The following is a 25,979-nucleotide window of genomic DNA, read 5'->3' as shown; positions in this document are numbered from 1 at the left end:
GCTAGCGACTTTCGCTCAAGGCCGGCTCGCGAACATCGCGACACCGCCCGGCTGCATCCAGGCCAAGCTCGCGGTCGCTCCCCCTCGCTATATCTGAGTTTTGAATATCCTTTATTCGACGAACCGAATGCTATGGGAAACCTCTACGCCCGGCGCAGGCTTTGCGTCGACCGCTACGGGCGGCGACATCGGACGCTGCGCCGACACTCTGCCCGCCAATTGGGCGGAATGGTCGATTTTTGTCTTGCGCTGCCAAAATAAAGCCCATTGCATACAAAATTCACTCGTACTACGTTTTCATTCGTTGAGGCGAGCACCTTGCTGCTGATCTCGGAGCGTCCGCAGGCGATCCGAGACGGCGGGCAGTACGATCGTTCATCGTCGCAAGTACTACGATGAACATCTGAATTTTTGCCGACCTATACATCGAACAAAGCCTGTCGATCGTCATCGTACCCGATCTCGACCAGGAGAACTGCGTGGCGACAATCCTCAAGCTCGACAACGTCTCCAGGACCTATGGGGCCTTGCGCGCGCTGGACAGCGTGACGCTGAGCTTGCCGGACAACGCCTATATCTCCCTGCTCGGGCCGAGCGGGTCGGGCAAGACCACGCTGCTGCGCGTCATCGCCGGCTTCGAGCCGCAGGACAGCGGCGTCGTCTCGCTGGCCGGCAAGAGCCTGGAGGGCGTGCCGGCGCATCGCCGCAACATCGGCTTCGTCTTCCAGAACTTCGCGCTGTTCCCGCATTTGAGCGTCGCCCGGAACATCAGCTTCGGGCTGGAGAACCGCGACGGCGCAGCACCGCTCTCCGCCCCGGCCATCGCCGCCAAGGTCCGCGATATCGTCGCCTTGACCGGTCTCACCGGGCTCGAGGAGCGCGGCGTTGCACAAATTTCGGGCGGCCAACGCCAGCGCGTGGCGCTCGCCCGCACGCTGATCACCGAGCCGGGACTGGTGCTGCTGGACGAACCGCTGGGGGCGCTCGACGCCAATCTGCGCACCCGCATGCGCGACGAGCTCCGCGCCATCCGCGAGCGCCTCGGCGTCACCTTCCTGCACGTCACCGGCAGCGAGACGGAGGCGCTGGCCATGGGCGACAGCCTGATCGTGCTGGACCGTGGCCGCGTCGGCCAGATCGACGATCCCGACACCGTCTACAACCGGCCCGCCTCGCCCGCCGTCGCCCGCTTCCTCAATTGCTACAACCTCTTCGACGGCGATCTCGGCGACGGCGCCTTCGTCGGGCCGGCCGGCCGCTTCCCGCTCGACGGCGCGGCGCCGGCGCCGGCGCCCAAGGGCGGCGGCCCGGCCTATGCCGTGCGTCACGACCGCATCCACGTGCGTGCGCCGGCGGAGCCCGTCGACGCCGACGAGGTGCGTATCGAGGGCGCCTTCGTCGCCAGCGAATACACCGGCGCGACCCAGCTGTCCTTCTTCCGGCTCGACGACGGGCGCGTCGTCGAAGTCGAGGCCCACCTGAGCCATCGCAGCCCCGCCGCGTACGGAGCGGAGCAGCGCTACGGCCTGGTCTGGAAGCGCCGCGACGCGCTCGTCTTCGCCTGACGATGGCCCGCATTTGGCCCTGCACCTGCATGAGGAGCCCGACCGTATGACGATGACGGCCCTATCGGACGGCCTGGCGGAAGAGAAAGTGGAACGGCCGACGCCGCGGCGCACGACGCTGTGGCTGGTGCTGCCCGGCGTCCTCTGGATGACGCTGTTCCTCGTGCTGCCGATCCTGATGATGGTCTACGTGTCGTTCTGGACCCAGACGACGTTCACCATCACGCCGGTGCTGACCACCAAGAGCTGGGTCAACTTCTTCTCCAGCGACACCTACCTCACCGCGCTCTGGACCACCGTCCGCATCTGGCTGACGGTGCTGGCGATGACGTTGCTCGTCGGCTACCCGACGGCGCTCTTCGTCGGCCTGTTCGTCAGGAACAAGACGCTCCAGACCATCCTGCTGGTGCTCTGCGTCATCCCGTTCTGGACCTCCTTCCTGATCCGCGTGCTGGCCTGGCGGCCGATGCTCGGCAAGGAAGGCGCGATCAACCTCGTGCTGCAGGGCCTGCACATCACCTCGGCGCCGATCGAGGCGCTGCTGTTCTCCGAGCTCTCGGTCGTCATCGGCATGACCCAGATCTACTGCGTGTTCATGGTCGGGCCGATCGCCTTCATGCTCGGACGCATCGACCCCAACGTGCTGGAGGCGGCGCGCGATCTCGGCGCCGGCTTCGGCCGCATCTTCCGCACCATCATCCTGCCGCTGTCGATGCCGGGCGTCGTCGTGGGCGCCATCTTCGTCTCGGTGATGGTGCTCGGCGAGTTCGCGACGTCGGCCGCGCTGTCGGGCCGCAAGGTCAACCTGCTCGGCAACATCATCGTCACCCAGGTGGGCTCGCTGAAATGGGCCTTTGCCGCCGTCGTCGGCGTGATCCTCACCGTGATCATGGGCGTGGTGGTGGCGGCGCTGCTGCGCGTCGTCGACCTCCGCAAGGAGCTCTGAGCCCATGCAGTCCACCGTCATCAAGCCGGCGCTCGCCACCTACACGGCCCTGTTCCTGCTGTTCCTGTACGGCCCCTTCGTCGTGCTGGCGATCCTGTCGTTCCAGACCGGGCCGGAGGGCGGACCGCAGTTTCCGATCATCGAATGGTCGACCTACTGGTACCGTCACCTGCTCGGCCTGGTGCCGCCGTCACGGGTGGCGCCGCTGCCGATCGACGAGAGCCTGGTGCGCTCGCTCGTGCTCGCCTTCATGACCATGGTGGTGTCGACGGTGCTCGGCGTCGCCAGCGCCCAGGCCTTCCGCACCCGCTTCAAGGGCTCGGGCATCGTCTTCTATCTGATCGTGCTCGGCATGATGGTGCCGGGCGTGCTGGTCGGCCTCGGCACGTCGCTCGTCGCCAACGCGCTGGGCATCGACCGGCACTGGTGGAGCACCGCCTTCGTGCTCCACGTCGTCTACACCTTCCCCTTCGCCTTCCTGGTGATGCTGGCGATCTTCAACCGCTTCGACCAGAGCGTCGAGGAGGCCTCATGGTCGCTCGGCGTCTCGCCGGGGCGCACCTTCCGCAAGGTGACGTTTCCGCTGATCTTTCCCGGCGTGCTGTCGGCCATGCTGTTCGCCTTCACGCTGAGCTACGACGAGTTCTCGCGCACGCTGTTCGCCTCGGGCCGCGACCTGACGCTGCCGCTCGCGATCTACGGCACCTTCTCGGTCGAGATCCATCCCAACGTCTTCGCCTTCGGCGTGCTGACGACCCTGTTCTCGTTCGCTCTGCTCGCCGTCTACGCGGTGCTGATGGGCCTGTCGATCAGGCGCGCCAGGCGCGTCGCCATCCAGGAGGATGCCACGTGAGGAACCCCGTCCATGGCTGACACGACGCCCCGTACCGTCCTCATCACCGGCGCCGGCATCGGCATCGGCCGGGCCACCGCCAAGGCCTTCGCCGCCGCCGGCGACCACGTGGTCGTCACCGACGTGCTCGAGGCGGAAGGCGCCGCCGTCGCCGCCGAGATCACGGCCGCCGGTGGCTCGGCCGAGTTCATAGCGCTCGACGTGCGCTCCACCGAGCGGGCCGACGCCGTCGTCGCCGCCGTGGAAGCCAGGCGCGGCGCCATCGATGTGATCGTCGCCAATGCCGGCATCGCCCACAAGGTGCCCCTGGCGTCGCTGAGCGACGAGAAGTGGGACGTCACGCTCGACATCGACCTCAAGGGCATCCTGCGCGTGGTGCGCGCCGCGGCCCCCGCCATGCGGGCGCGCGGCGCGGGGGCGATCGTCGCCGTCTCCTCGATCATGGGCGTCGCCTACGGCTGGGACGAGCACGTGCACTACTCCGCCGCCAAGTCCGGCGTCGTCGGCCTCGTCCGAGGCCTCGCCGTCGAGCTCGCCAAGGACGGCGTGCGCGTCAACGGCATTGCGCCCGGCTATATCCGCACCGCGCAACTGCTCTCGGAGGAGCACTCGCTCGGCCCCCAGGGCGCCGAGGCGGCGGGCGCCTTCATTCCCATGGGACGCATCGGCGAGCCGGAGGAGATCGCCGATGTGATCGCGTTCCTGGCGTCGGCCGGCGCCCGCTACATGACCGGCCAGGTGGTGGTGGTGGACGGCGGCCTGCTGGTGGGCCGCTACTGAGCCAAAGCAAGCACAGGTGGAGGTGGGACAATGTCGAAGGAAGATCTGAGCCGGCGCTCGGTGCTGAAGCGCTCGGCCGGCATGATGGCGCTGGCGATGGGCGGCGGCACGCCGTTCCTGAGCTCACGTCAGGCCTACGCCAAGGCCGGAACGCTCGCCGACGAGCAGTTGCGCACGATCGGCCTGTCGGTCACGGTGCAGGAGCGCATCCTGGCCGACTTCAAGAAGGAATCCGGCGTCGGCTCGACCTCCGGCACCGCGGCGACGTTCCCCGACGCCCAGACCAAGATCCTGTCGGGCTCGAAGGATTTCGACTGCTGGGAGGCCACAGGCGAGCGGCTGCCCGCCGTCGTCCAGACCAACAACCTGGAAGCCATTCCGACCAGCTCGCTGAAGAACTGGGGGAATATTCGCGACACCTTCACCAAGTCCAACCCGAAGTGGGACGCCAAGGCCCAGATCGTCGGCCAGATCTGGGCGGACGACGGCCATACCAAGCTGTGGCAGGTGCCGTCGGTCTATAACTACGACTCGGTCGGCTACAATCCCGACGTGCTGTCGGCCGAGGAGGCCAATACCTGGACGGCGCTGTTCGACCCCAAGTGGAAGGGCAAGTCCGGCCTCAACACCGACCCGCTGATCGCCTTCGGCCAGGCCATCATGGCCATGAACTCGCTCGGCCTGTCGAACGTGAAGAACCCCGGCAATCCGAGCACCGCGGAGATCGACGAGACGGCCAAGTTCCTCATCGCCAAGAAGAAGGACGGACAGTTCCGGGCCCTGTGGGGCGACTTCGGCGAGCTCGTCAACCTGCTCGCCTCCGGCGAGATGGTGGTGTGCGACGCCTGGCAGCCGGCGGTCATGGCGGTGAAGGCGCAGGGCAAGCCCTGCAAGTACGCCGTGCCCAAGGAAGGCTACCGTGGCTGGGCCATCGGTCCGTGCCTGATCAACGGCTCCGCCAACAAGGACGCGGTGGCCGCCTATTGCGACTACTGGCTGTCGGGCCCGCCCGGCGTCACCGTCTCCGAGCAGGGCTACTACTCGCCGACGACCAACATCCAGAAGGTCATGCCGCCGGCCAAGTACGCCTTCTGGTACGAGGGCAAGCCGTGGGTCGGAGCGCCCGAGCGCGGCATCAAGGAAGGTGACCTGCGCGACGGCGGCTCGCTCGAGGAGCGCGCCAAGCTCGTCGCCTACTGGCACCAGTGGCCCGACGAGTACGACCACCTGATCCAGAAGTGGGACGAGTTCCTCAGCGCCTGAGCCGGCGCAGCCCCCTCCCCCTCCGGCGCGGAGCAGCCCGTTGCTCCGCGCCGACACCGCGCAGCATCACCCGGGCGGACGCATGCTCTATGATCTCGAGCTCATCAAGGTCGGCAAGGTCTACGACAACGGCACGCCGGCCGTCATCGACTTCGACCTGTCGGTGGTCAAGGGCGAGTTCATCGCGTTCCTCGGCCCGTCCGGCTGCGGCAAGACCACGACGCTCAGGATGATCGCCGGCTTCGAGTCGATCACCTCCGGCTACATCCGCGTGCGCGGCTCCGCCATCAACGACCTGCCGCCCGAGCAGCGGCCGACGTCGATGATCTTCCAGAACTACGCCCTGTTTCCGCACATGACCGTGCGCCGGAACATCGGCTACGGGCTGGAGGTGAAAGGGCTCGCCGCCAAGCAGCGGGCCGCCAAGGTCGACCATCTGCTGGCGACGCTCGGCCTGGAGGACGTGGCCGACAAGCGCCCCGACAAGCTCTCCGGCGGCCAGCGCCAGCGCATCGCCCTGGCCCGCGGGCTTGCCGTCGAGCCCGAGATCCTGCTGCTCGACGAGCCGCTCGGTGCGCTCGACGCCAATCTGCGCAAGACCATCCAGGCCGAGCTCAAGATCTTGCAGAAGACGCTCGGCATCACCTTCGTCTTCGTCACCCACGCGCAATCGGAGGCGCTGTCGCTGTCCGACCGCATCGTGGTGATGAACCAGGGCCGCGTCGAGCAGATCAGCCCGCCCCACCAGCTCTACACGCGGCCCGACACGCCGTTCGTGGCGCGCTTCATCGGCCGCAACACCATCCTGGACGGCACGGTCAAGGGCCTCGACGGCGACCACGTCCTGCTCGAGACGGCGCTGGGTCATCTCAGCGGTCGCGCCAATGGGCCGCTGGCCGGCGGCCAGGCCGCCAAGATCGTCATTCCGGCCGAAGCAATCGAGGCGCGCGCAAGCACCGCCGGCGCGACGCCGGCCCAGTCCAGCGTCAACGTCGTCGGCGCCACCGTGCGCCGCTCGGATGTGGTCGGCCACGTCTCGCACATCGCCGTCACCCTGCCGACGGGAGCGCCGATCGCGCTCGAGGGGCACGTGGACAAGTATCCGCCCAACGCCTTTCCGGCGGGCGGCGACATCGTTCTCACCTGGAACGCCACGGAAGCGACCGTCATCCCGGCCGCCTGAGCCTGGATCTCGAACGGCGGCCGCCACAACAAATCGATGGGAGGACCCGATGACAGCGACACGTGCGAGCCACAGCCGACCAACGAGCACGGGCCACGTGGCGCGACGGTGACGCCGATGGCGCCTGCGGAGGCCAAGCTATCGGCCCCGGCCATCCGGACGGCCGGCAAGCCGAAGCTGCGCGTGCTCGGCACGGAGATCACGTTGCTGGACGAGATCCGCCGCCGGGCCGAAGCGGACCTCGGCATCGACATCGTCTTCGAGAAGCACGAGTTCCTGGCGGCGCAACACCGGGCGGCGACCAGCCCGGAGAGCTACGACGTCTACGACCAGTGCTTCCACAACCTCGATATCGTCTGGTACTGGCGCGCGATCCAGCCGATCGACCTCAAGCGCATCGCGCGCTGGGACGAGGTCTCCGACCTCTCCAAGACCGGCCGGATCAGCCCCAACGCGCGGATCGGGCGCGGTGACGCTCCCGTCACCAAGCTGTTCGTGCAGCCGGGCCAGGCTCTGGGTGCCACGCCCTCCCGCTGGATCTCGATGCTGCCGACGGTGCACAACCTCGACAGCTTCGCCTTCCGGCCCGACATCGTGAACGGCGACGCAGCCCAGGTCGCCTCGTGGGGTGCGTTGCTCGACGTGCGCTGGCATGGCCGCGCCGCCCTCGTCGACGAACCGGCGATCGGCATCTTCGACGCGGCGCTGGCGGCCCAGGCCCTGGGCGAGGTGCAGTTCGACGACATCGGCAACATGTCGACCGGCGAGATCGACCAGCTCATCCACGTGCTGGCCATGCGCCGCAAGGCCGGCCACTTCCAAGGGTTCTGGCGGACCACGGTCGAGGCCGCCGATTTCATGGCGAGCGGGGGCACGGTGATCCAGAGCATGTGGTCGCCGGGCATCACCGCGCTGGGCCGCATGGGCGTCGCCGTGGCGGAGGCGGTGCCCAAGGAGGGCTACCGCGCCTGGCATGGCGGCCTGTGCGTATCGAACCGGCTCACCGGCCGGGCACTGGATGTGGCCTACACCTACCTCAACTGGTGGCTCGACGGCTGGGCCGGCGCGGTTGTCTCGCGCCACGGCTACTACATGTCGGTGCCGGGCCGCGTGAAGGATCACCTGGCGCCGGCCGAGTGGGCCTACTGGTACGACGGCGAGCCGACACCGGTCGACCTGCCCGGGCCGGACGGCTCCGTCACCGTCAAGGCTGGCGCGACCCGCAGCGGCGGCTCCTACTGGCAGCGCGCCAGCTCGATTGCCGTGTGGAACACCACGATGGACGAGCACAACTACCTCGTCCGCCGCTGGGCTCAGCTGGTGGGACGCCAGCCATGAGCGCCCCAGCCGCGCCCCACCCCATCACACGCCGACCCGTACCGGTCGGCAGTCGCGCCGGCAGCCCTCGCGGGGCTCGCCGGCCCATACGAAGCCGAACCTAAGGAGCGAGCTCATGTTGCGGGTGGGAGTCGACGTCGGCGGCACGTTCACGGACATCGTCCTGGAACGAACCGATAGCAGCGGCCAGCAGGTCGTCGTCCACAAGGTGCCGAGCACGCCGGCCGACCAGTCGGAAGGCGTGGTGCGCGGCATCGTCGAGATCTGCGGACTGGCCGGCGTGACGCCGAGCCAGGTCGGCGCAGTCTTCCACGGCACCACGGTCGCGACCAACATGGTCATCGAGCGCAACGGCGCCGAGGTGGGCATGCTGACCACCCGCGGCTTCCGCGACATCCTGCACATGGCCCGCCACAAGCGGCCGCACAATTTCTCGCTGCAGTTCGACGTGCCGTGGCAGTCCAAGCCCCTGGTCAAGCGCCGCAACCGCCTGCCGATCACCGAGCGGCTGATGCCGCCCACCGGCGCCATCGAGGTGCCACTGGCGCTCGACGAGGTGAAGGCGGCGGCCGAGCTGTTCGCCAAGCGCAAGCTCGACGCCGTCATCGTCGGCTTCCTGTTCTCCTTCCTCAACGACGCCCACGAGCAGACGGCCAGGGAGATCCTCCTCGCGGCGATGCCCGACGCCTACATCTGTACCTCCTCCGAGGTGGTGAACGTCATGCGCGAGTACGAGCGCTTCTCCACCTGCGCCATGAACGCCTACATCGGCCCGAAGACGGCGCTCTACCTCAACCGGCTCGAGGCGCGCCTGCGCCAGAACGGCATCACCGCCGACGTGCGCATCATGCAGTCGAACGGCGGCATCTCGACGGTGGAGAAGTCGAGCAAGCTGCCGGTCGGCCTGCTACTGTCGGGGCCGGCGGGCGGCGTCATCGGCGGCCGCTGGACCGGCCAGGCGAGCGACACCGGCAACGTCATCACCATCGACATCGGCGGCACCTCGGCGGACATCAGCGTCATCCAGAACGGCGAGCTGCGCATCAAGAACCCGCGCGACACCGAGGTGGCGCATCTGCCGGTGCTGGTGCCGATGATCGACATCGACGCCATCGGCGCCGGCGGCGGCTCCATCGCCTATCTCGATCCCGGCGGCGCTTTTCGCGTTGGCCCGCGCTCGGCCGGCGCCGTGCCGGGCCCCGCCTGCTACGGCAACGGCGGCACGGAGCCGACCGTCACCGACGCCCAGGTGGTGCTCGGCCGCCTCGACCCGGAGCAGTTCCTGGGCGGCGACCTGAAGCTCGACAAGGCGCTGGCCGAGCGGGCGATCAAGACGCACATCGCCGACAAGCTCGGCCTCCCGGTCGTCGAGGCGGCGCTCGGCATCCTCAAGATCATCAACAACAACATGGCGCTGGCGATCAACGCCAACTCGGTGGCCAAGGGCATCGACCCGCGCAACTTCACGCTGATGGGCTTCGGCGGCGCCGGGCCGCTGCATGCCAATGCGCTGGCCGAGCTGATCTCCGCCAAGGATATCGTGGCGCCCCTGCATCCCGGCATCACGGCGGCCATGGGCCTCCTGGTGACCGAGCTCAAGTACGAATACACGCGCTCGGTGCTGCTCGCCCTCGACAAGCTGGGCGACGCCGAGTTCGCGGCGGTGAACGCCCAGCTCGAGGCGCTGATGGCCGAGGCGGCAGCCCAGTTCGAGCGCGACGGCATCGCCGCGGACAAGCGCAGCTTCGCCCGCATCGCCGAATGCCGCTACGTCGGTCAGGGCTTCGAGCTGCGTGCCGCCATGCCCGACGAGCCGCTGACCGCGGCCAACTGGCGGGAGGTGGCGAAGAGCTTCTTCGCCGTCCACAAGCAGGTCTACGGCCACGCCTTCGAGGACCAGTCGATCGAGGTGGTGACCCTGCGCGTCGTCGCCACGGCGACGGTCGACACGCTCAAGCTGCCGGACCTGCCCCGCGGCGGCCGCACCAACCCCGAAGCGGCCCTTATGTACGTGCGCGAGACCATCTTCGACGACGGCCATGCCGTCGACACGCCGCGCTACCAGCGCGCCAAGCTGCTCGCCGACGACGTCATCGTCGGCCCGGCGCTGATCGCGCAGCACAATTCCACCGTGCTGGTGCCGCCCGGCCGCAAGGCCGTCGTGCTCGGCCACGGCGACATCCGCATCACCCGGGCGCCGGCTTCGCCGGGCGCGCTCTGAATCCGTTCGGCAGGAGAGCTCCCATGACCACGCCGTCCGACAGCAAGACCGTCGATCCCATCACGTTGCAGGTCATCTCCGGCGCGCTGCACTCGATCGCCGAGCAGATGGGCAACGTGCTCTACCGCATGTCCTATTCGTCGATCATCCGCGAGAGCCAGGACCTCGGCGCCGGCCTGTTCGACACGCGCTTCAACACGCTGTGCGAATCGGATTCGACGCCGATGCACATCGGCTCGCTGCCCGGCTACCTGCGCGGCATCGAGAAATCGATCCCGCTCGACGCCTGGAAGCCGGGCGACTGCGCCATCCACAACCACCCCTATTTCGGCGCCAGCCATTCACCCGACATCGCCATCGTCATGCCGGTGTTCTTCGAGGGCGACCTCGTCGGCTTCGCCGCCAATACGGCGCACCACGTGGACATCGGCTCGGCGACGCCGGGGCTGATCATCGACGTGCCCGACGTCTTCGCCGAGGGCATGCTGCTCAACGGCGTCAAGCTGTACGAGGAGGGCAAGCGCAACGAGGCGCTGTGGAAGTACATCCGCGACAACACGCGGGTGCCCGACCTGGTGATGGGCGACCTGGAGGCGCAGATCGCCTCGGCCGAGCTCGGCGTGCGCCGCTTCGGCGAATTGCTCGCCGCCTACGGCAAGGCCACCGTGCTCGCCGCCTGCGACCAGCTGATGGACTATTCCGAAGCGATGCTGCGGCGCGAGATCGCCAAGATCCCGGACGGCGAATACACGGCGGAAGGCTTCCTCGACGACGACGGCCGCAACCGCGGCAAGACCCTGCCGGTCAAGGTGACCGTGCGCGTGGCCGGCGACGGCGTCGAAGTCGACCTGACCGGTTCCTCGCCGCAGGTGCCGACCGCCTTCAACGTGCCCTTCGAGGGCTCGACCAAGGTCGCCTGCTACTTCATCTTCCGCGCCCTGCTGCTCGACACCTACACCAACCACGAGCACATCCCGCAGAACGAGGGCTCGTTCCGCCCGGTAAAGGTGACGGCGCCGGAGGGCACCATCTTCAACCCGATCATGCCGGCGGCGGCGGAGGCCCGCTTCTGCCAGATCCAGCGCGTCGCCGACCTGGTCATCAAGGCGCTGGCGCCGGTGCTGCCGGACAAGGTGACGGCGGGCAACAGCGCCACGCTCTCCTTCGCCGCCTACTCGGGTGTGCGCCCCTCCGGCGACTATTGGGTGTTCCTGGAGGTGAACGAGGCGGCCATGGGCGGCCGGCCAAGCTCCGACGGCCCGGACACGGTCGAGGAGCTGATGCGCAACACCCGCAACAACCCGCTCGAGGATCTCGGCATGCACCTGCCGCTGATCTGCGACCGCTACGAGGTGCGCGACGACGTCATGCCCGGCGCCGGCAAGTTCCGCGGCGGCTGCGGCGTGGTGAAGTCCCAGCGCTTCCTGACGCCGGGCTTCATGACGCACGAGTCCGATCGCCACGAGGACGTGCCGTGGGGCATCTTCGGCGGCGGACCCGGCTCGGTGGGCGCCCTCACCATCCACAACGCCGCAGACCCGGCGACGGTACATCATAATCCGGCAAAGTTTTCCGGCCTGCGCGTCGAGGCCGGCGACGTCGCCACCTACATCTCGCCGGGCGGCGGCGGCTACGGCGACCCGCTGGAGCGCGACCCGGGCAAGGTGCTGGACGACCTGCTCGACGACTTCATCACCGTCGAGCACGCCCGCGACGTCTACGGCGTCGTCTTCGACGAGGTCGACGACGGCTACGGCTACGCGGTCAATGCGGCGGCCACCGCGCGCAAGCGCGGCGAGCTGAGCGCGGCGCGCTGACGCGAGGGGGCGACACCATGGGCAAGCTCAGCGGCAAGGTTGCCGTCGTCACCGGCGGGGCGAGCGGCATCGGCAAGGCCATCGCCACGCTGTTCGCGGCCGAGGGGGCTACGATCGGCATCATCGATCTCGACCTCGAGCGGGCGCAGGCGGCGGCCGCGGAGATCGCCGGCTCCGGCGCGACCACGGCGGCGGCCGCCGCCGATGTCGCCGACGAGGCGGCGGTCAAGGCCGCCTTCGAGGCCCTCGTCGAAGAGCTCGGCCCGGTCGACATCCTCGTCAACAACGCCGGCATCGACACCACCTCACCGGTCGACGGCATGGCCACCGAGCTGTTCGACCGGATGATGGCGGTGCACATGCGCGGCACCTTCCTGTGCACGCGCGAGGTGCTGCCGGCGATGAAGGCCGGGCGCTGGGGCCGGATCATCAACATCTCGTCCCAGCTCGCCCACAAGGGCACCGCCGGCATGGCCCACTACTGCGCCGCCAAGGCGGCCATCATGGGCTTCACCAGGGCGCTGGCCTACGAGGTGGCGGGCGACGGCATCACCGCCAACACCATCAACCCCGGGCCGATCAGGACGCCGCTGCTGGAGGCACTGCCGGCCGACTGGCTGGCGGCCAAGAAGGCGGAGCTGCCCATCGGCCGCTTCGGCGAGGTGGGCGAGATCGCCCCGGTGGCGCTGCTGCTCGCCTCCGACGACGGCTCCTACTTCGTCGGCGCAAGCCTCAACCCCAACGGCGGCGACTACATGATCTAGCTCGAGCAGGGCGGCCTCCGACGGAGCCGAGGCCGCCTTGTGCCGCATTGCCCGAGCGGCGTTGGATCCGCCCCCGATGGCACCCGCGCGCGTGCGGGGGCGTTCCGTCCGGTGTGATCGCGTGAGCGGATAGCCAAAGCGCAAGATCATGAACCGGCACCCGCTCGCCGATCGAAGCAGAAGCGTTCAGGGGACCGATACGGGCGAGATGGCCGCCGGGTTTTCGCTGGAGCTCTGGCCGAGATTCGGGTCGTAGGAGATCGACAGCACGCGGGCGTTGCCCGGGCTCACCGAAATATAGACGTGCGGCATGCTGCTGTCGAAATAGGCACTTTCTCCCGCCTTCAGACGAAACGGCGTATAGAGCTCGGTACACACCTCCACCTCGCCCTCGAGAACGTAGAGGTATTCCTCGCCGGGATGACTGCCCCACCGCTCGAACTCGTGGGGCGAGCGGGCACGAACCTCTATCTCCAGCGGCACCATATGCTTCTGTGCCAGCTCCGTGGCGTGGACGCTGTACTCGTACTGGCCGGTGGAATGTACGACCGCCTCACCCCGCAGCGTGACGGTTTTCCGGCCGGTGACGAGCGCCTTCTGGCCGTTGGCCCGGACAAGATCCTCAAGCGAGATATCGAGCCCTTCCGATATGCGCATGATGACGTCGAAGGACGGAGAGACCTGGAGGTTCTCGATCTTCGACAGGGTGGAGATGGACACGCCGGTACGCTGACTGGCCTCCGCCAGCGTCAACCGGCGGCGGAACCGCAGGTCCTTCAGTCGCTCGCCAATTGCCGTCCGCGCTTCGCCCATGAGCATCTCCGTACGCCTGCGGCCACGTCCTTCAGCGTCCTATCACGCGGGGGAACGGCCTGAAATAAAATCTCACGATGAAAATTTAATCATATGATGATAGAAATTTTTTCTTGAAAGAAAATTGATTTTGGAGATGCTCGTAACATCGAAATGGAACGGGGTCTTCCGAATGCCATTGCCCGCCCCCCCGCCGACAGCATCCGCCGCAGAGACGGCGCCAGATGTGGTTACGGTCGAGGTCATCCGCCACGGCCTCGATGCGGCCGCCGAGCAGATGGCGACAAGCATCGAGCGGTCGTCGCGTTCTCAAGTCATCCGCGAAATGCTGGACTATTCGACAGCGTTATTCGACCTCACGGGCGGCATCCTGGCGCAGTCCACGCGCATTCCGGTGCACCTCAATTCCATGACCCGAGCTTTGCGGACCGTCCTGAAGGATCATTTTCCGCTCGAGATGTGGGCCGAGGGCGACATCTTCTGCACGAACGACCCCTATGCCGGCGGCCAGCACCTGCCGGACATCATGACCTTCTCGCTGATAACTCACGGCGGCGCGCCGGTTGCCATCTGCGGCACGCTCGGCCATCACCTCGACGTCGGCGGCCGCGGCTCGGGCAGCTACGGGGCAGACGCCACCGAAATCTATCAAGAGGGCTTCCGCATCAGCCCTTGCCGCATCGGCCGCGGCGGCGCCGTCCACCCCCTGTTCTTCGATCTGCTCCGGCCCAACATCCGGGTGCCCGACAAGACGATACCGGATCTCAACGCCCAGCTCGCCGCGTTGCACATCGGAGCAGGCGAGGTGACGCGCATCGTCGGCCGATTTGGCGCTCCCACCTTCGCCGAGGCCTGCAGGGAGCTGGTCGCCCAATCGGAGCGACGCATGCGGGCCCTCATCGCCGCCCTGCCCGACGGCATCTACACCGCCTCCGATTGGGTGGACGGAGACGGGCTCGACGACGACCCGGTGCCAGTCCACGTCGCCGTCACGGTAATGGGCTCGGAGCTCGTCGTCGACTTCGCAGGCACGGGCGCGCAGACCCGCGGCCCCATCAACTGCCCGATCGCCGCGACGGAGTCGGCGGTCTACTTCGCCGTCCTCTCGATGCTGGCGCCACATCTGTCCCCCAACTACGGCTGCTACAATCCGGTCACCGTGCTGGCGCCGTCCGGCAGCGTGGTCAATCCGCGCCTGCCGGCTCCCGTCGTCGGGCGGAACGTTCTCACCCATCGCATCAACAACGTGGTGAGCGCGGCGTTGGGCCAAGTCGTGCCGGAGCGGGCGTCGGCGGCCTACTACGGCAACTCCAACGTCTACATCCTCTCGACGCCGGAAGCGGATGGCACGGCCAACGTCCTGTTCGAGATCGAGGTCGGCGGATGGGGCGGCCACGCGGACGGTGACGGCCATGACTGCTACTCGGCCGGCGTCCACAATCTCAAGAACAACCCGATCGAGCTGACGGAACAGGAGTTTCCGGCCCGCTTTCTGTCCTACGCCCTGCGCCGCGATTCCGGCGGGCCGGGCCGCCGGCGCGGTGGGCTCGGTGCCCGCAGGGAGATGCAATTGCTCGCCGACAGCACCTTTTCCGCACAGTTCGACCGCATGAAGTTTCCTCCGCCAGGCATGGCGGGAGGAGAGCCCGGAGCCACCGGCCGCATCGAGGTTGTCAGGGACGGCACGGTCACCGAGCTGCCGGGCAAGGTGCTCGCCTATCCGCTGCGGCGAGGCGACGTCCTGGTGATCGCCAGTCAAGGCGGCGGCGGCTTCGGCGTCCCGCGGGAGCGGGAGCCCGCGGCCGTTGCGCGCGATATTGAGGAAGGTCGCGTCAGCCCAGAGGCGTCGGCGCATGCATATGGCGTTCGCCCGGGAGAGCAGGCATGAAGGGCTGGCACGTCGGCGTGGATGTGGGCGGCACGTTCACGGATCTGGTCGCGGTCGACGACGCTGGGGCCCGGCACGTCCATCTCAAGGTATCAACAGTGCCGAGCAATCCCGCGTCCGGGTTCATGGAGGCGGTGGCGGCATTGCGCAGGCGCGCGGATCTCGCTCCAGGCGACATTGCCAGCATATTCCATGGCACGACGCTCGCGACCAATGCCATCATCGAGCGCAAGCTGGCGCGCACCGCGCTCGTCACCACGAAGGGCTTTGCCGACGTCATTGAGATCGGCCGGCATTGGCGGCCCGACCTGTACGACTTGCATGCCTATCGTGCTCCCCCGCTGATCAACCGCCGTCTACGGTTCGAAGCAGACGAGCGGCTGAGCGCAGACGGCACCGTGGTGACACCCCTCGCCGATGCCGAGATCGATGGCATTCTGGAGGAGCTGGATCGAGCCGAGGTCGAGGCGGTCGGCATCGTCTTTCTTCATGCCTACGCCAACCCCGAACATGAGGAGAAGCTTGCACGCCGGCTGCGAGAAGCCACCGGTGGACAGGTCTACGTCTGCGCAAGCTCCGAGCTGAGCCGGGAACCTCGTGAGTATGAGCGCACCTGCACGACCGTGCTCAATGCGTCGTTGATGAAGCTCATCGACGACTATCTCGGCCGGCTCGAGACCGCGCTCAACGACAGCTGGGAAACCAGCCGGCTCTACATCACCCATTCGAACGGCGGAGCTCTCGTGCCGGATGCGGCCCGCCGGCGCCCGGTGTCCCTGGCTCAGTCCGGCCCCGTCGGTGGCGTCCAGGCCTGCCTGCAGCTGGGCGAGACGCTCGGCCTGCGCAACCTCATCGGGTTCGACATCGGCGGCACGAGCACGGACATCGCACTCATCGAGGACGGCAAGCCTCGCTTCGCCAGCGAGATCGACGTGGGCGGAGTGCCCGTCCGTCTGCCGACCGTGCAAGTCTACTCCATCGGCGCCGGCGGCGGCTCCATCGCTGCCGTCGACGAGGTCGGCGCGCTCACAGTCGGGCCGCGCAGCGCAGGCGCGGCCCCGGGGCCGGCCTGCTATGGCGGCGGCGGCACGCTGCCGACGGTGACCGATGCGCACTGCGTTCTCGGACGGCTTCCCCCAGATCGCAAGCTGGGTGGTTTCCTCGCGCTCGACGCTGCAGCAGCGGAACGCGCCATGGTCTCGGGCGTCGGCCGGCCGCTCTCGCTCGCAGTGGAGGATGCCGCCCAGGCCGTCATCGACGTGGTCAACGCCAAAATGGAGGGCGCGGTGCGCGTGCTGTTGCGCGAACGCGGCAGTGACCCCCGTGATTTCGCCCTGGTCGCGTTCGGCGGCGCCGGCCCGCTTCACGCCGTGGAGCTCGCAGCAAGGCTGGGCCTGTCGACCGTCGTCGTGCCGCGACATCCCGGAACATTCTCGGCCTTCGGGCTGCTGACGTCTGACCTGCGGCAGGATTTCGCGCTCAGCCGGCCGATCCGCAGCGATGATCCGCGGGCCTCACAGAAGCTCACCGACAGCTTTCGCGAGCTCGAAGCCCTCGCCCGTGCGCAACTCGACGGGGATCGCGACTTCGCCGGCGAGGTCCGCGCCGAGCGGCGCTGCGACATCCGCTATGCCGGGCAAGCCTATGACGTCGGCGTGCCGCTCGATGTCGAGCCCGACAGCCCGACCGCATGGCAGAGGCTGCAGCAGAGCTTTCATGACGAGCATGAACGCGCCTATGCCTTCGCCGAGCGGGGTGAGCCGTGCGAGATCCGCACGCAACGCCTCTCCCTCACGGTCGCGGTAGGCAGCCGCTACCGCTCCGGCCCCCCAACGGAGATCACCTCCGCCGAACCACAGCTGGCGCGCGTGCTGATCGGCCGCCGGCGCATAGACTGCCCGCTCATCCAGCGGAGCGCCCTGCGAGCCGGCGATGCGGTCCCATCGCCATGCCTCATCGTGCAGGACGACGCCACGACCTACGTGCCGCCCGGCGTGAAGGTCATGGTTTCACCTTCGCTGGCCCTTGTCATCTCGGAGATCGCAACGGCATGAGTTCCGCCTTCCCATCAACGCCCTCAGGCGCAGCCGATGCCCACGACGCTGCTGCCGCCGTTCACGGCAAGGGCGACCGGCTCGCCATCACGGCCGTCGAAGCGGTGCCGTTTCGGTTGCCCCTGCGCCGCGATTTCAAATGGGCAAGCCTGCAGAAGGAGCTGGGAGGCTTCGTCCTGGTGCGCATACGCACCGAATCGAGCCTCGTCGGCTATGGCGAGGCGACACCCTTGCCGGACTGGGGCGGTGACTTCGGCCGCCGCGGCGGCGAGACCCAGCGCTCGGTCGTCACCATCATCGATGACGTGCTGGCACCGGTCCTCGTCGGCCGCAACGCCCTCGACATTCCGCAGGCCCTGGCCGCCATGGACAAGGCGCTGGCCGGCAATAGCTATGCCAAGTGTGCGGTGGACATCGCGCTCCACGACCTGCTGGGCAAGGCGCTCTCGGCACCCCTCTATCGCCTGCTTGGCGGCGCTGCACGGAGCGCTGTCCCGGTCGCCCACATGGTCGGGCTGATGCCGGAGACGGACGCGCTGGAGGAGGGCTGCCGGGCTGCGGCCGATGGGCTGACGGCGCTTCAGATAAAGGGCGGGGTGGACTCCGCCCGTGACATCCGCCTCGTCGGCGCGCTGCGCAGCGAGCTGGGCGTCGGCATCACCCTCAGGCTCGACGCCAATCGCGGCTACCGCGACGTGAAGCATGCGCGGCGTGTGATCGCGGCTCTCGCCGACATGGGCGTCGACTATGTGGAACAGCCGGTCGAAGGCCACCGACGTATGGCCGCGGTACGCGACACGGCCGCCGTCCCGATCATCGCCGATGAAAGCTGCTGGAACGGAGCGGACGCGCTCGCCGTCGTCGCCCACGGAGCCGCCGATTGCCTGTCCGTCTATCTGGCGAAGGCGGGAGGCCTCTCTGGGGCCGGCCGGGTCGCCGCGATCGCGCAGGCTGCCGACCTGCCCTGCGATGTGAACGGCTCCATCGAGTCCGGCATCGGCACCGCTGCCAACCTGCATTTCGCCCTCGCCCACGCAGCGGTCGAGATGGCGAGCGTCATCTCCATCAGCGCGCCGGCGGGCACCCATCCCTTCCAGGTGGGCGGCCGCTACTACGAGGACGATGTGATCACCGAGCCGCTGCCGGTCGTCGACGGCGCCCTGCGTGCACTGGAAGCCCCCGGGCTGGGCATCGAAGTGGATGAAAGCAAGCTTGAGCGGTACCGCTGCGACTGAATATGGACAGCAACAGTACGCGACAAAGACCTGACTATGCCAAATAATTCCTCATTCAGCGCCAGCTCGGAAATGTAATCACTCAGCGCAAGATGCCGCCGTAGATCCATTCCGGGGTCATGTGCTGGCCAATGTTGGAGGTGGTCGTCGTCCATGAAACGCTGGTCGACTTGGCGGCTCGATGGAAGCCACCATCAGCACGGCCGCCGACGGCGCCCGTCCCTCACGGCGCTGGCGCTGGTGATGCCGAGCGTCGTTTGGTTGGGCGTCTTCGCTTTGGCGCCGCTCGGGCTGCTGGTGCTGATGTCGTTCTGGACGTCCAGCATCTTCGGGTTGTCGACAGAATTCACCCTCGACAACTATGCGACGCTGGTCGCGGATCCTGTCTATTCGCTGGTGATGCTCCGGACCTTGCGAATCGCGCTGACGGTCACGCTCTGCTCGCTGCTGATCTCCTATCCGGTGGCCTACTTCGTCGCCTCCCGGCCTGCCCTGCGCCGCAACGGCTGGCTGCTGCTCCTCTTCATCCCATTCTGGTCGAGCTACGTCGTGCGCACGTTCGTCTGGCTGCCGATGCTGGGGCGCAACGGGCTCGTCAACAACGCCCTGCTGTCCCTCGGCATCGTCTCCGAGCCTCTCGACTGGCTGCTCTACAACGAGATGGCCACGCAGATCGGGCTTGTGTACGTCTACACGCTGTTCATGACGCTTCCGATCTACCTGTCTCTCGACCGTATCGATCCGAAGCTGATCGAGGCCGCAGCAGATCTCGGTGCGGGCCCCCTACGTGTCTTCACGCGGGTCGTCCTGCCGCTCAGCAAACCCGGCGTCGTTTCTGGCTGCATCATGGTGTTTCTTCTCAGTTGCGGAGCCTACGTCACCCCGCAACTTCTCGGGGGACTGGCGGAGTGATGATCGGCAACATCATCGCCGCACAGTACACCTCCACCAACAACTGGGCCCTCGGAGCGGCTCTCTCTGTCGTGACGATCGGCGTGGTCCTGCTCATCCTCGCCGTCCTCGGCCGCCATGCGCGCCTCGGCGACGCAGTGGCGAAAGGCTGAGGCCATGAGCAACGCAGCGATCCCCGCCGCATCCCGCGCCACCGATGGCCGCAGGGCCGCCATCCTTCGGCGGCACGTGCTCCATCTCTACGTGGCCTGCTTTTTCTTCATCCTATATCTGCCTATGCTTCTATTGTTTTTCCTTTCCGTAAACAATTCGGAGGTAATGTCGGCCCGTTTCCAAGGACTTACCCTGCGTTGGTACGCCAGCGTCGCGGCGTCGCACAACCTTTTGCTGTCGATCCTGAACAGCATGACGGTCGGGCTGCTGGCTTCCCTCATCGCCACCTTTCTCGCGGTCACCCTTTCCCTGGGCCTCCGTCACGACTTTCCGCTCAAGCCTTTGCTGATGAAGCTGATCCTTCTGCCGATCCTGATCCCCGGGGTCGTTGCTGGCGTCGTCCTGCTCATGTTCTTCGGCTATGGCGGCATCACGCCCAACCTCTGGACCACGGTGCTGCCGACCCACGTCACCTGGGTGCTGCCGTTCGCCTTCCTGACCATCTTCCCGCGCATCCACGGCCTCGATCCCAGCCTCGAGGAGGCGGCCATGGACCTTGGAGCGACGCGCTTCGTGGTGTTCCGGCGGATCGTCTTTCCGATGATACGGCCCGGCGTGATCGCCACCGTGCTGTTCGGCTTCACGCTCTCGTTCGACGAGTTCATCCGCACGTTCTTCATCGTCGGCCGCGAACGAACGGTCCCGGTGCTGCTGTGGGAGCTGCTCTCCGACCAGATGGCGCCCTTCCTGCCGGCCGTGGGCGTCGTGGTCACCGTGATCTCCGTGCTCGCGTCGCTCGTCGGGTTCGCGGTGAGTTCCTCGGCGGCGCGCCGGCACGAGACCTTAAGCAACGGCTACAAGCCAGAGGGGACCAGCAATGACCGATATCCATCATGAGGCACGCTTCCAGGCCATGGCCCAACCATCGCGCCGCCGGATTCTGCAGGGCCTCGGCGCGGCCGGCGCCATCGGCGCAGCCAGCGTCCCGGGATTGGCCCTGGCGCAGGCGCCGAGGCCGGTCGAAACGCTCGGCGTCGGCTCCCTGTTCAACACGACCCTGAAACCCATCATCGAGAAGGAGGCGAACGTCAGCCTCACCAACGGCCCGTTCCAATCATCGGTCGATGCAGTCTCGCGGCTCACGGCCCCGGGGGGTACCCAGTACGACCTGATCGTCAGCTCCTACGACTTCTCGCAGCCCGTGGTGATGGGCGCAAAGGCCGGAGACGAAAGGACCCAGGCCATCGACATCGCCCGCGTGCCCAACATCAAGAACATCAACGACGTGTCGCAGTACGCGCTCAATCCGCGCGACGGAAAATACTATATCGTGCCACTGTGCTGGGGCTTCGACACGGTCCTCTACAATACCCAGTCGGTACCGCCGGACGCACCCGACACGCAGTCATGGGGGCTCCTCTTCGAGGACAAGTATGCGGGCCGCATCGCCTGGTGGGACACGCCGCTCAACATGCTGATGGCAGCGGGCCTCTACCTCGGCCACGCGACCCCCGACACGATGGACCGCAAGGAGCTGGAGGAGGTCGGCAAGTTCCTGATCGCGAAGAAGAAGAACGTGCGGACCATTTTCACCAGCTTCGCCCAGGGCACGAACCTGCTGGCGAGTGGCGAGGTCGTCGCCTGCTACGGCATCGTCACCATGCGCGTCGAGCTGGAGCAGAAGGGCCTGCCGATCGCGGGAGCCTGGTGCAAGGAGGGCGTGCTGTCGGTCATCCAGAGCGGCTATATCCCAAAGAACTCCACCCGCGCGGAAGCGGCGAACGACGTGATCAACGCGATGCTCGGCAAGACCTTTGCCGGTGCCATGACGCGCGCCAGCGGCTATCTCTCCACGTCCAGGCTGGCTGAGCAGGACTTCACGCCGGACGAGCGCCGACGCTACGGCTTCGGCATGTTCGACGGCACCGTAAAATACTACCCTCAGAAATTCCCGAAGGTGATGAACAACTGGATCGAAGTGTGGTCGCGGGTGAAGAGCGCATGAGCTTGGCCGGGCAGAGACCGGCCTGCGCCATGTCGGGCGCGGAGTCCGGCGCACAGCCGGCGCCGGCGGTGTCGATCCGCGGCGTATCCCGCGTCTTCGAAGGCGTCGTCGCACTCGGCGAGCTATCGCTGGACATTCGGCAGGGGGAGTTCTTTTCCCTGCTGGGTCCCTCGGGATGCGGCAAGACCACGCTGTTGCGGATCATCGCCGGGTTCGAGCAGCCCAGCGCCGGCAAGGTCTTCATCGGCGGCCGCGACGTGGCCGATGAGCCGGCCTATGCGCGGCGCACCAACATGGTGTTTCAGCACGGCGCGCTGTTTCCCCACCTCAACGTCGCGGCAAATGTCGCGTTCGGCCTGGAAATGAAACGCATGGCGCCGGGCGAAATCCGCCACCGCGTCGCCGACGCCCTGGACATGGTGCAGCTCGGTGGCTACGGCCGCCGGCGGATCGACCAGCTCTCGGGCGGGCAACGACAACGCATCGCCCTGGCGCGCGCGCTGGTGAACGAGCCTGACGTGCTGCTGCTGGACGAGCCGCTGAGCGCTCTCGACCTCCAGCTCCGCCTCCAGATGCAGGACGAGCTGCGCCGGCTGCAACGCCAGACCGGCGCCACCTTCGTCTTCGTCACCCACGATCAGGGCGAGGCGATCACCATGTCGGACCGCTTGGCGGTGATGCAGGGCGGCCACGTGCTCCAGGTGGGTACCCCCCGCGACATCTATGAGCGCCCATCCCGACGCTTCGTGGCCGAATTCATCGGGCAGTCCAACCTGCTGCCTGGCATCGTGGCGCGAACCGAGGGCCCGCTGACCGTGGTGCGGTGTGCCGGCGGCCTCGAGGTCGCAGGCTTTTCCATCGCTGCGCTGCCCGACGGCGCAGAGGCGCTCGTGGCGCTACGCCACGAAAGGATCGAGTTGGCACCGCCCGGATCGGGCGCCGGCAACGTGGTCGGCGAGATCATCGACGAGATCTATCTCGGGCCTGCGGTCCGCCGCCGGATCGCGCTTCCGGGTGGCATCGTCCTCGTGGCGGAGACGCCGAACTCCGCAGCGATGGGCCTGGACAAGACGGTCGCCCTGCGCTGGCGAGCGGACGCCGTGCGTGTCGTGCAGGATTGATGCGCGTTGTCGGAGGCGGCCTGGCAGCCGCGCCGCCTAGGGTCGTTGCCGTGCGGTAGCGCCGTGTGGTCGGCTCGAACAGCCGATTTCTATATTTCAAATTGATTTGGCATATTGACAGTCAGAAGCGCGTCAGAGTTCATAGGCGCGGGACGCGGCGCGCGTTCCTCACAAAAATGAGGGAGGAGACGACAATGTCTCGAACGACAGGGCTCAGGGTTCGCGACACTATTCTTTGGGTCGACGACACGGGCGAGGCAGACTTGCCGGCCGTTCTCTGCCTGCATTCGCTTTGGCTCGACCGCACCATGTTCGACGATCTCGTCGCTGCGGCGCGCGGCACCTACCGCATGATCCGGCCGGACTGCCGTGGCCAAGGCTTGAGCGCGCCGGCGACCGACGAGGTCGTGACCATGGAGGACTGCGCCGAGGACATCGAAGCGCTCGTCGGTGAACTCGGACTGTCGGCGGTGCATGTGGTGGCCCAGTCGATGGGCGGCGACGTCGCGCTCCGCCTGGCCGCGAAACGTCCCGACCTCATCACCTCCCTGACCATGCTGGGGTCCTCGGCCCGTGGCGAGCCGCCGGAGCAATTGGCCTGGGCCGACGTTTGGCTGGCCGATGCCACCCGGGAGGGCGGCTTCAAGGGGGCCAATCTCGAGACCCTGATGACCGTCATGTTCGGCGAAACCTCGCGCAAGACCGAGGCGAAGCAGGCGGTTCTCAGCCATTGGCGCGACAAGATGGAGGCCGGCACGCTGTCGCTCTGGCCGGCCATCAGGGGCGTCGTTCAGCGCGAGAGCGTCGTCGACCTGCTGCCGCAGATCAAAACGCCGGCCCTTGTGATTTCAGGTGCCGAGGACATGCCGCGGCCACCGGCGTGGGCCGACGAAGTCGTTGCGGGCTTGTCGAACGCCAGGCTGCTCCGGCTCGACAAGGTGGGCCACAGCCCGATCATCGAGGCGCCAAGCCGCGTGATCCCGGAGATCATGAGCTTCATCGCGAGCCAAGCGCGTCCAGTCTAGGCGGCGCCGGCCGGGCCTTGACCCGGCCGTCCGTCCACTCAAGAAGGTCACCGTGCAGACATATGCACGCGGAGGCACGTGTCTCGGCCATGGCCAAATCTTCGGAAGACGGGGAGCCGAACAAATCGGGGACCCCGACACTTCAAACTGTCGATCGTGCCCTGGCATGTCTCGAATACGTGGCCGAGTGCCCCCAGCCGCCTTCGGTTCAACAGATTTCCGACGCGCTGGGTCTCAACATCACCACCTGCTATCATCTGATGCGGAGCCTGGAGAGCCGCAACTACCTGAAGCGCCTGGCGGGCGGGAAGCTGGTGATCGGGAATGCGGTCGGACCGCTCTACCGCGCCTATCGTCTGCGCCTCAAGGTCGATCAGGAGATCGCCGACATTGTCGCGTGCCTTTCGGAGAGCACCGGGGAAACGGCCTTCTTTTCGGCACCCGAGGGCGATGCGGTCATTCTGGAAGTTCTCGTGGAGGGGTCGCAGCAACTGCGAGTGGGTGGCCTGTTCGTTGGCATGACCGGGAATGAACATCTGCGTGCGTCAGGCCGCGCCATCCTGCCTTATCTCGACGAAGCGCGTCGCAACAGGATCCTCGGCAACGCGCTGGCAAAGCTCTCCCGCAAGGAGATCGAAAAGGCCCGCGCAGCCTTCGCGGACGCCGCGGCCAAGACCAGGGAGCGCGGCTGGTCCCTGGACGGCGGCGATGTGGAGAGAGGCATATCCAGCGTCGGCTGGCCGATCTTCGATGGCGGCGAGACCATACGCGGAGCGATCGGCGTGATCGTGCCGACCGTCCGCTTCAACCGTTCGCAGGATGAGCTGCTGCGAGCGGTATCCGAGGCGGCGCAGCAGGCCATGCGAACCCTCAGAAACGCCGTGACCGCATAGCCGTCCCGAGCTCGGCGGCCGCGGTCAGCTCACAGGAATATTCTCGCGAAACACCACCTGCAGGCGGGGTGGGTATTCGCTCTTCGTCGTGCCGCGCACCGCACAGGTTAGCAGCTGAACGATCTCGCGCGCTTCGGCGCGGGCATTCTGGTCGATCACCGCGTCCATGGTGCGGTCCAGCAACATCAGCCGGGTCGCGTCGGTCAGATCATGACCGATGAAGATGGTGTCGCGCCCCAGATGCGCCTCGCGGAGCGCGCGGCCGATGCCCTGATTGCCGGACCCGGTATTATAGACCCCCGAGATCGGGCCCTGCGCGAGGATGCGCCGCATGTCATGATAGGCGCGCTCACGGTCGTCATCCATTTCGGCATAGGCGATGATGCGAAGCTCCGGGAAGTCCTCTGCCAGAATCGAGCGGAAGCCCATCTCGCGCTCTTCGTGGCCGCGATAGGTGCGCGAGCCGACAAAGAGCGCGATGTCACGCCCGCCGGTCGGGCCCAGAAAGCGCCCCATCAGGAGCCCGGCCAGCCGCCCCGAGGCGCGGTTGTCGACGCCCACATAGCCCACCTTGTCGACCGACGGCACGTCCGAGACCAGCGTTGCCACCTTGATGCCCTCGCGCGCCAACGCGTTCAACTCCTCCCGAACCTCCGGGCGGTCGGGGGCAACCACGCCTACGGCATCGGTCTGGCCCCGCAACTCGTGCAGCTTTCGCGCTTGGCGGCCCGCGCTCCAGTCTTCCACATCGTGGATGCGCACCGAGACGTCGCTCCGGGTAGCGCATTCCTCGATCAGCCGGGCGCGCAGATGGCGCATGAAGCTGTTCGAGCCGGCGGGCAGCACGAAATCGAGGCGAACGCCCAGCGGCGCCGTCTGTAGCGGGGGCCCGAAGTAACCCAGATCGCGGGCGACGCGCAGGACGATATCGCGCGTCCTCTCGCGCACGCCCTCACGCTTGTTGAGAACGCGGTCCACGGTCGCGGTCGAAACGCCCGCCTGTTCGGCGATTTCGGAAATGGTGGTGCGCATGATGTTTCTGATGGCTGATTTTCACCAAATTGCCTCAATATGACATCCTTTTCCATCATTTTTTGCACATCCGCGGCGTTTCGAACACGCATCTGCACTTTGTGATCGAAAATGATTT

Annotated in this window: 22 protein-coding genes; 20 read left to right on the top strand and 2 right to left on the bottom strand. The window is 67.1% G+C overall.

The window, feature by feature from the left end; all coding sequences use genetic code 11:
• Positions 1-479: 479 nt before the first annotated feature.
• The 10 genes from ACZ5PO_RS18775 (at position 480) to ACZ5PO_RS18730 (ending at position 12,730) form a co-directional block, all read left to right on the top strand.
• The gene (locus ACZ5PO_RS18775; RefSeq protein ID WP_464196194.1) at positions 480-1,565 is read left to right on the top strand and encodes an ABC transporter ATP-binding protein; all 1,086 of its coding nucleotides are present in this window, start codon (positions 480-482) and stop codon (positions 1,563-1,565) included.
• Between the two features lie 46 nt (positions 1,566-1,611).
• Positions 1,612-2,511, top strand: coding sequence for an ABC transporter permease (locus ACZ5PO_RS18770; RefSeq protein ID WP_464196192.1), 900 nt, complete (start codon positions 1,612-1,614; stop codon positions 2,509-2,511).
• A 4-nt stretch (positions 2,512-2,515) separates the two neighbouring features.
• Positions 2,516-3,364, top strand: a complete 849-nt coding sequence (locus ACZ5PO_RS18765) for an ABC transporter permease (RefSeq protein ID WP_464196190.1) — start codon at positions 2,516-2,518, stop codon at positions 3,362-3,364.
• A 12-nt stretch (positions 3,365-3,376) separates the two neighbouring features.
• The gene (locus ACZ5PO_RS18760) at positions 3,377-4,144 is read left to right on the top strand and encodes an SDR family NAD(P)-dependent oxidoreductase (protein WP_464196188.1); all 768 of its coding nucleotides are present in this window, start codon (positions 3,377-3,379) and stop codon (positions 4,142-4,144) included.
• 30 nt (positions 4,145-4,174) lie between these two features.
• Positions 4,175-5,407: an ABC transporter substrate-binding protein gene (locus ACZ5PO_RS18755; RefSeq protein WP_464196186.1), complete on the top strand. Its 1,233-nt coding sequence runs from the start codon at positions 4,175-4,177 to the stop codon at positions 5,405-5,407.
• Between the two features lie 82 nt (positions 5,408-5,489).
• A complete protein-coding gene (locus tag ACZ5PO_RS18750; RefSeq protein ID WP_464196904.1) occupies positions 5,490-6,590 on the top strand; it encodes an ABC transporter ATP-binding protein in 1,101 nt (366 codons plus the stop codon).
• A 117-nt stretch (positions 6,591-6,707) separates the two neighbouring features.
• Complete coding sequence (locus ACZ5PO_RS18745; protein WP_464196902.1) at positions 6,708-7,928, top strand: ABC transporter substrate-binding protein; 1,221 nt, start codon at positions 6,708-6,710, stop codon at positions 7,926-7,928.
• 115 nt (positions 7,929-8,043) lie between these two features.
• On the top strand, positions 8,044-10,149 hold the full coding sequence (locus tag ACZ5PO_RS18740) for a hydantoinase/oxoprolinase family protein (protein WP_464196184.1): 2,106 nt from the start codon (positions 8,044-8,046) through the stop codon (positions 10,147-10,149).
• A 23-nt stretch (positions 10,150-10,172) separates the two neighbouring features.
• Positions 10,173-11,966: a hydantoinase B/oxoprolinase family protein gene (locus ACZ5PO_RS18735; RefSeq protein ID WP_464196182.1), complete on the top strand. Its 1,794-nt coding sequence runs from the start codon at positions 10,173-10,175 to the stop codon at positions 11,964-11,966.
• A gap of 17 nt (positions 11,967-11,983) precedes the next feature.
• On the top strand, positions 11,984-12,730 hold the full coding sequence (locus ACZ5PO_RS18730) for an SDR family NAD(P)-dependent oxidoreductase (RefSeq protein ID WP_464196180.1): 747 nt from the start codon (positions 11,984-11,986) through the stop codon (positions 12,728-12,730).
• A gap of 186 nt (positions 12,731-12,916) precedes the next feature.
• Here ACZ5PO_RS18730 and ACZ5PO_RS18725 read toward each other — a convergent pair whose 3' ends face one another.
• The gene (locus ACZ5PO_RS18725) at positions 12,917-13,543 is read right to left on the bottom strand and encodes a helix-turn-helix domain-containing protein (protein ID WP_464196178.1); all 627 of its coding nucleotides are present in this window, start codon (positions 13,541-13,543) and stop codon (positions 12,917-12,919) included.
• Positions 13,544-13,769: 226 nt separating this feature from the next.
• On the opposite strand from ACZ5PO_RS18725, the gene ACZ5PO_RS18720 reads away from it, so the two are divergent.
• The 10 genes from ACZ5PO_RS18720 to ACZ5PO_RS18675 all read left to right on the top strand — a co-directional run bounded on the left by ACZ5PO_RS18720 (position 13,770) and on the right by ACZ5PO_RS18675 (position 24,829).
• Positions 13,770-15,431, top strand: a complete 1,662-nt coding sequence (locus ACZ5PO_RS18720) for a hydantoinase B/oxoprolinase family protein (protein ID WP_464196176.1) — start codon at positions 13,770-13,772, stop codon at positions 15,429-15,431.
• Positions 15,428-17,485, top strand: a complete 2,058-nt coding sequence (locus tag ACZ5PO_RS18715; RefSeq protein ID WP_464196174.1) for a hydantoinase/oxoprolinase family protein — start codon at positions 15,428-15,430, stop codon at positions 17,483-17,485. The genes ACZ5PO_RS18720 and ACZ5PO_RS18715 overlap by 4 nt, the downstream gene beginning before the upstream one ends.
• Positions 17,482-18,720, top strand: coding sequence for a mandelate racemase/muconate lactonizing enzyme family protein (locus ACZ5PO_RS18710; protein ID WP_464196172.1), 1,239 nt, complete (start codon positions 17,482-17,484; stop codon positions 18,718-18,720). The genes ACZ5PO_RS18715 and ACZ5PO_RS18710 overlap by 4 nt, the downstream gene beginning before the upstream one ends.
• A gap of 153 nt (positions 18,721-18,873) precedes the next feature.
• Positions 18,874-19,632, top strand: coding sequence for an ABC transporter permease (locus tag ACZ5PO_RS18705; protein ID WP_464196170.1), 759 nt, complete (start codon positions 18,874-18,876; stop codon positions 19,630-19,632).
• Complete coding sequence (locus ACZ5PO_RS18700; protein ID WP_464196168.1) at positions 19,632-19,784, top strand: hypothetical protein; 153 nt, start codon at positions 19,632-19,634, stop codon at positions 19,782-19,784. Before ACZ5PO_RS18705 ends, ACZ5PO_RS18700 begins: the two co-directional genes overlap by 1 nt.
• 4 nt (positions 19,785-19,788) lie before the next feature.
• Positions 19,789-20,682, top strand: coding sequence for an ABC transporter permease (locus tag ACZ5PO_RS18695; protein WP_464196166.1), 894 nt, complete (start codon positions 19,789-19,791; stop codon positions 20,680-20,682).
• Positions 20,663-21,790 carry an ABC transporter substrate-binding protein gene (locus tag ACZ5PO_RS18690; RefSeq protein ID WP_464196164.1) on the top strand — a complete coding sequence of 376 codons (1,128 nt, stop codon included), beginning with the start codon at positions 20,663-20,665 and terminating at the stop codon, positions 21,788-21,790. Before ACZ5PO_RS18695 ends, ACZ5PO_RS18690 begins: the two co-directional genes overlap by 20 nt.
• Positions 21,787-22,911, top strand: coding sequence for an ABC transporter ATP-binding protein (locus ACZ5PO_RS18685; protein WP_464196162.1), 1,125 nt, complete (start codon positions 21,787-21,789; stop codon positions 22,909-22,911). The genes ACZ5PO_RS18690 and ACZ5PO_RS18685 overlap by 4 nt, the downstream gene beginning before the upstream one ends.
• Before the next feature lie 65 nt (positions 22,912-22,976).
• Positions 22,977-23,936 (top strand): alpha/beta fold hydrolase, encoded by a 960-nt coding sequence (locus ACZ5PO_RS18680; protein WP_464196161.1) that lies wholly within the window; start codon positions 22,977-22,979, stop codon positions 23,934-23,936.
• 89 nt (positions 23,937-24,025) lie between these two features.
• Positions 24,026-24,829, top strand: a complete 804-nt coding sequence (locus tag ACZ5PO_RS18675; RefSeq protein WP_464196159.1) for an IclR family transcriptional regulator — start codon at positions 24,026-24,028, stop codon at positions 24,827-24,829.
• A 24-nt stretch (positions 24,830-24,853) separates the two neighbouring features.
• Here ACZ5PO_RS18675 and ACZ5PO_RS18670 read toward each other — a convergent pair whose 3' ends face one another.
• Positions 24,854-25,861, bottom strand: a complete 1,008-nt coding sequence (locus tag ACZ5PO_RS18670) for a LacI family DNA-binding transcriptional regulator (protein WP_464196157.1) — start codon at positions 25,859-25,861, stop codon at positions 24,854-24,856.
• Positions 25,862-25,979: the final 118 nt, after the last annotated feature.

The organism is Chelatococcus sp. KU-N122 (genome assembly GCF_055391085.1).
The sequence above is the reverse complement of the archived record's forward strand: the minus strand, read 5'-3'. Positions and strand labels throughout refer to the sequence as shown.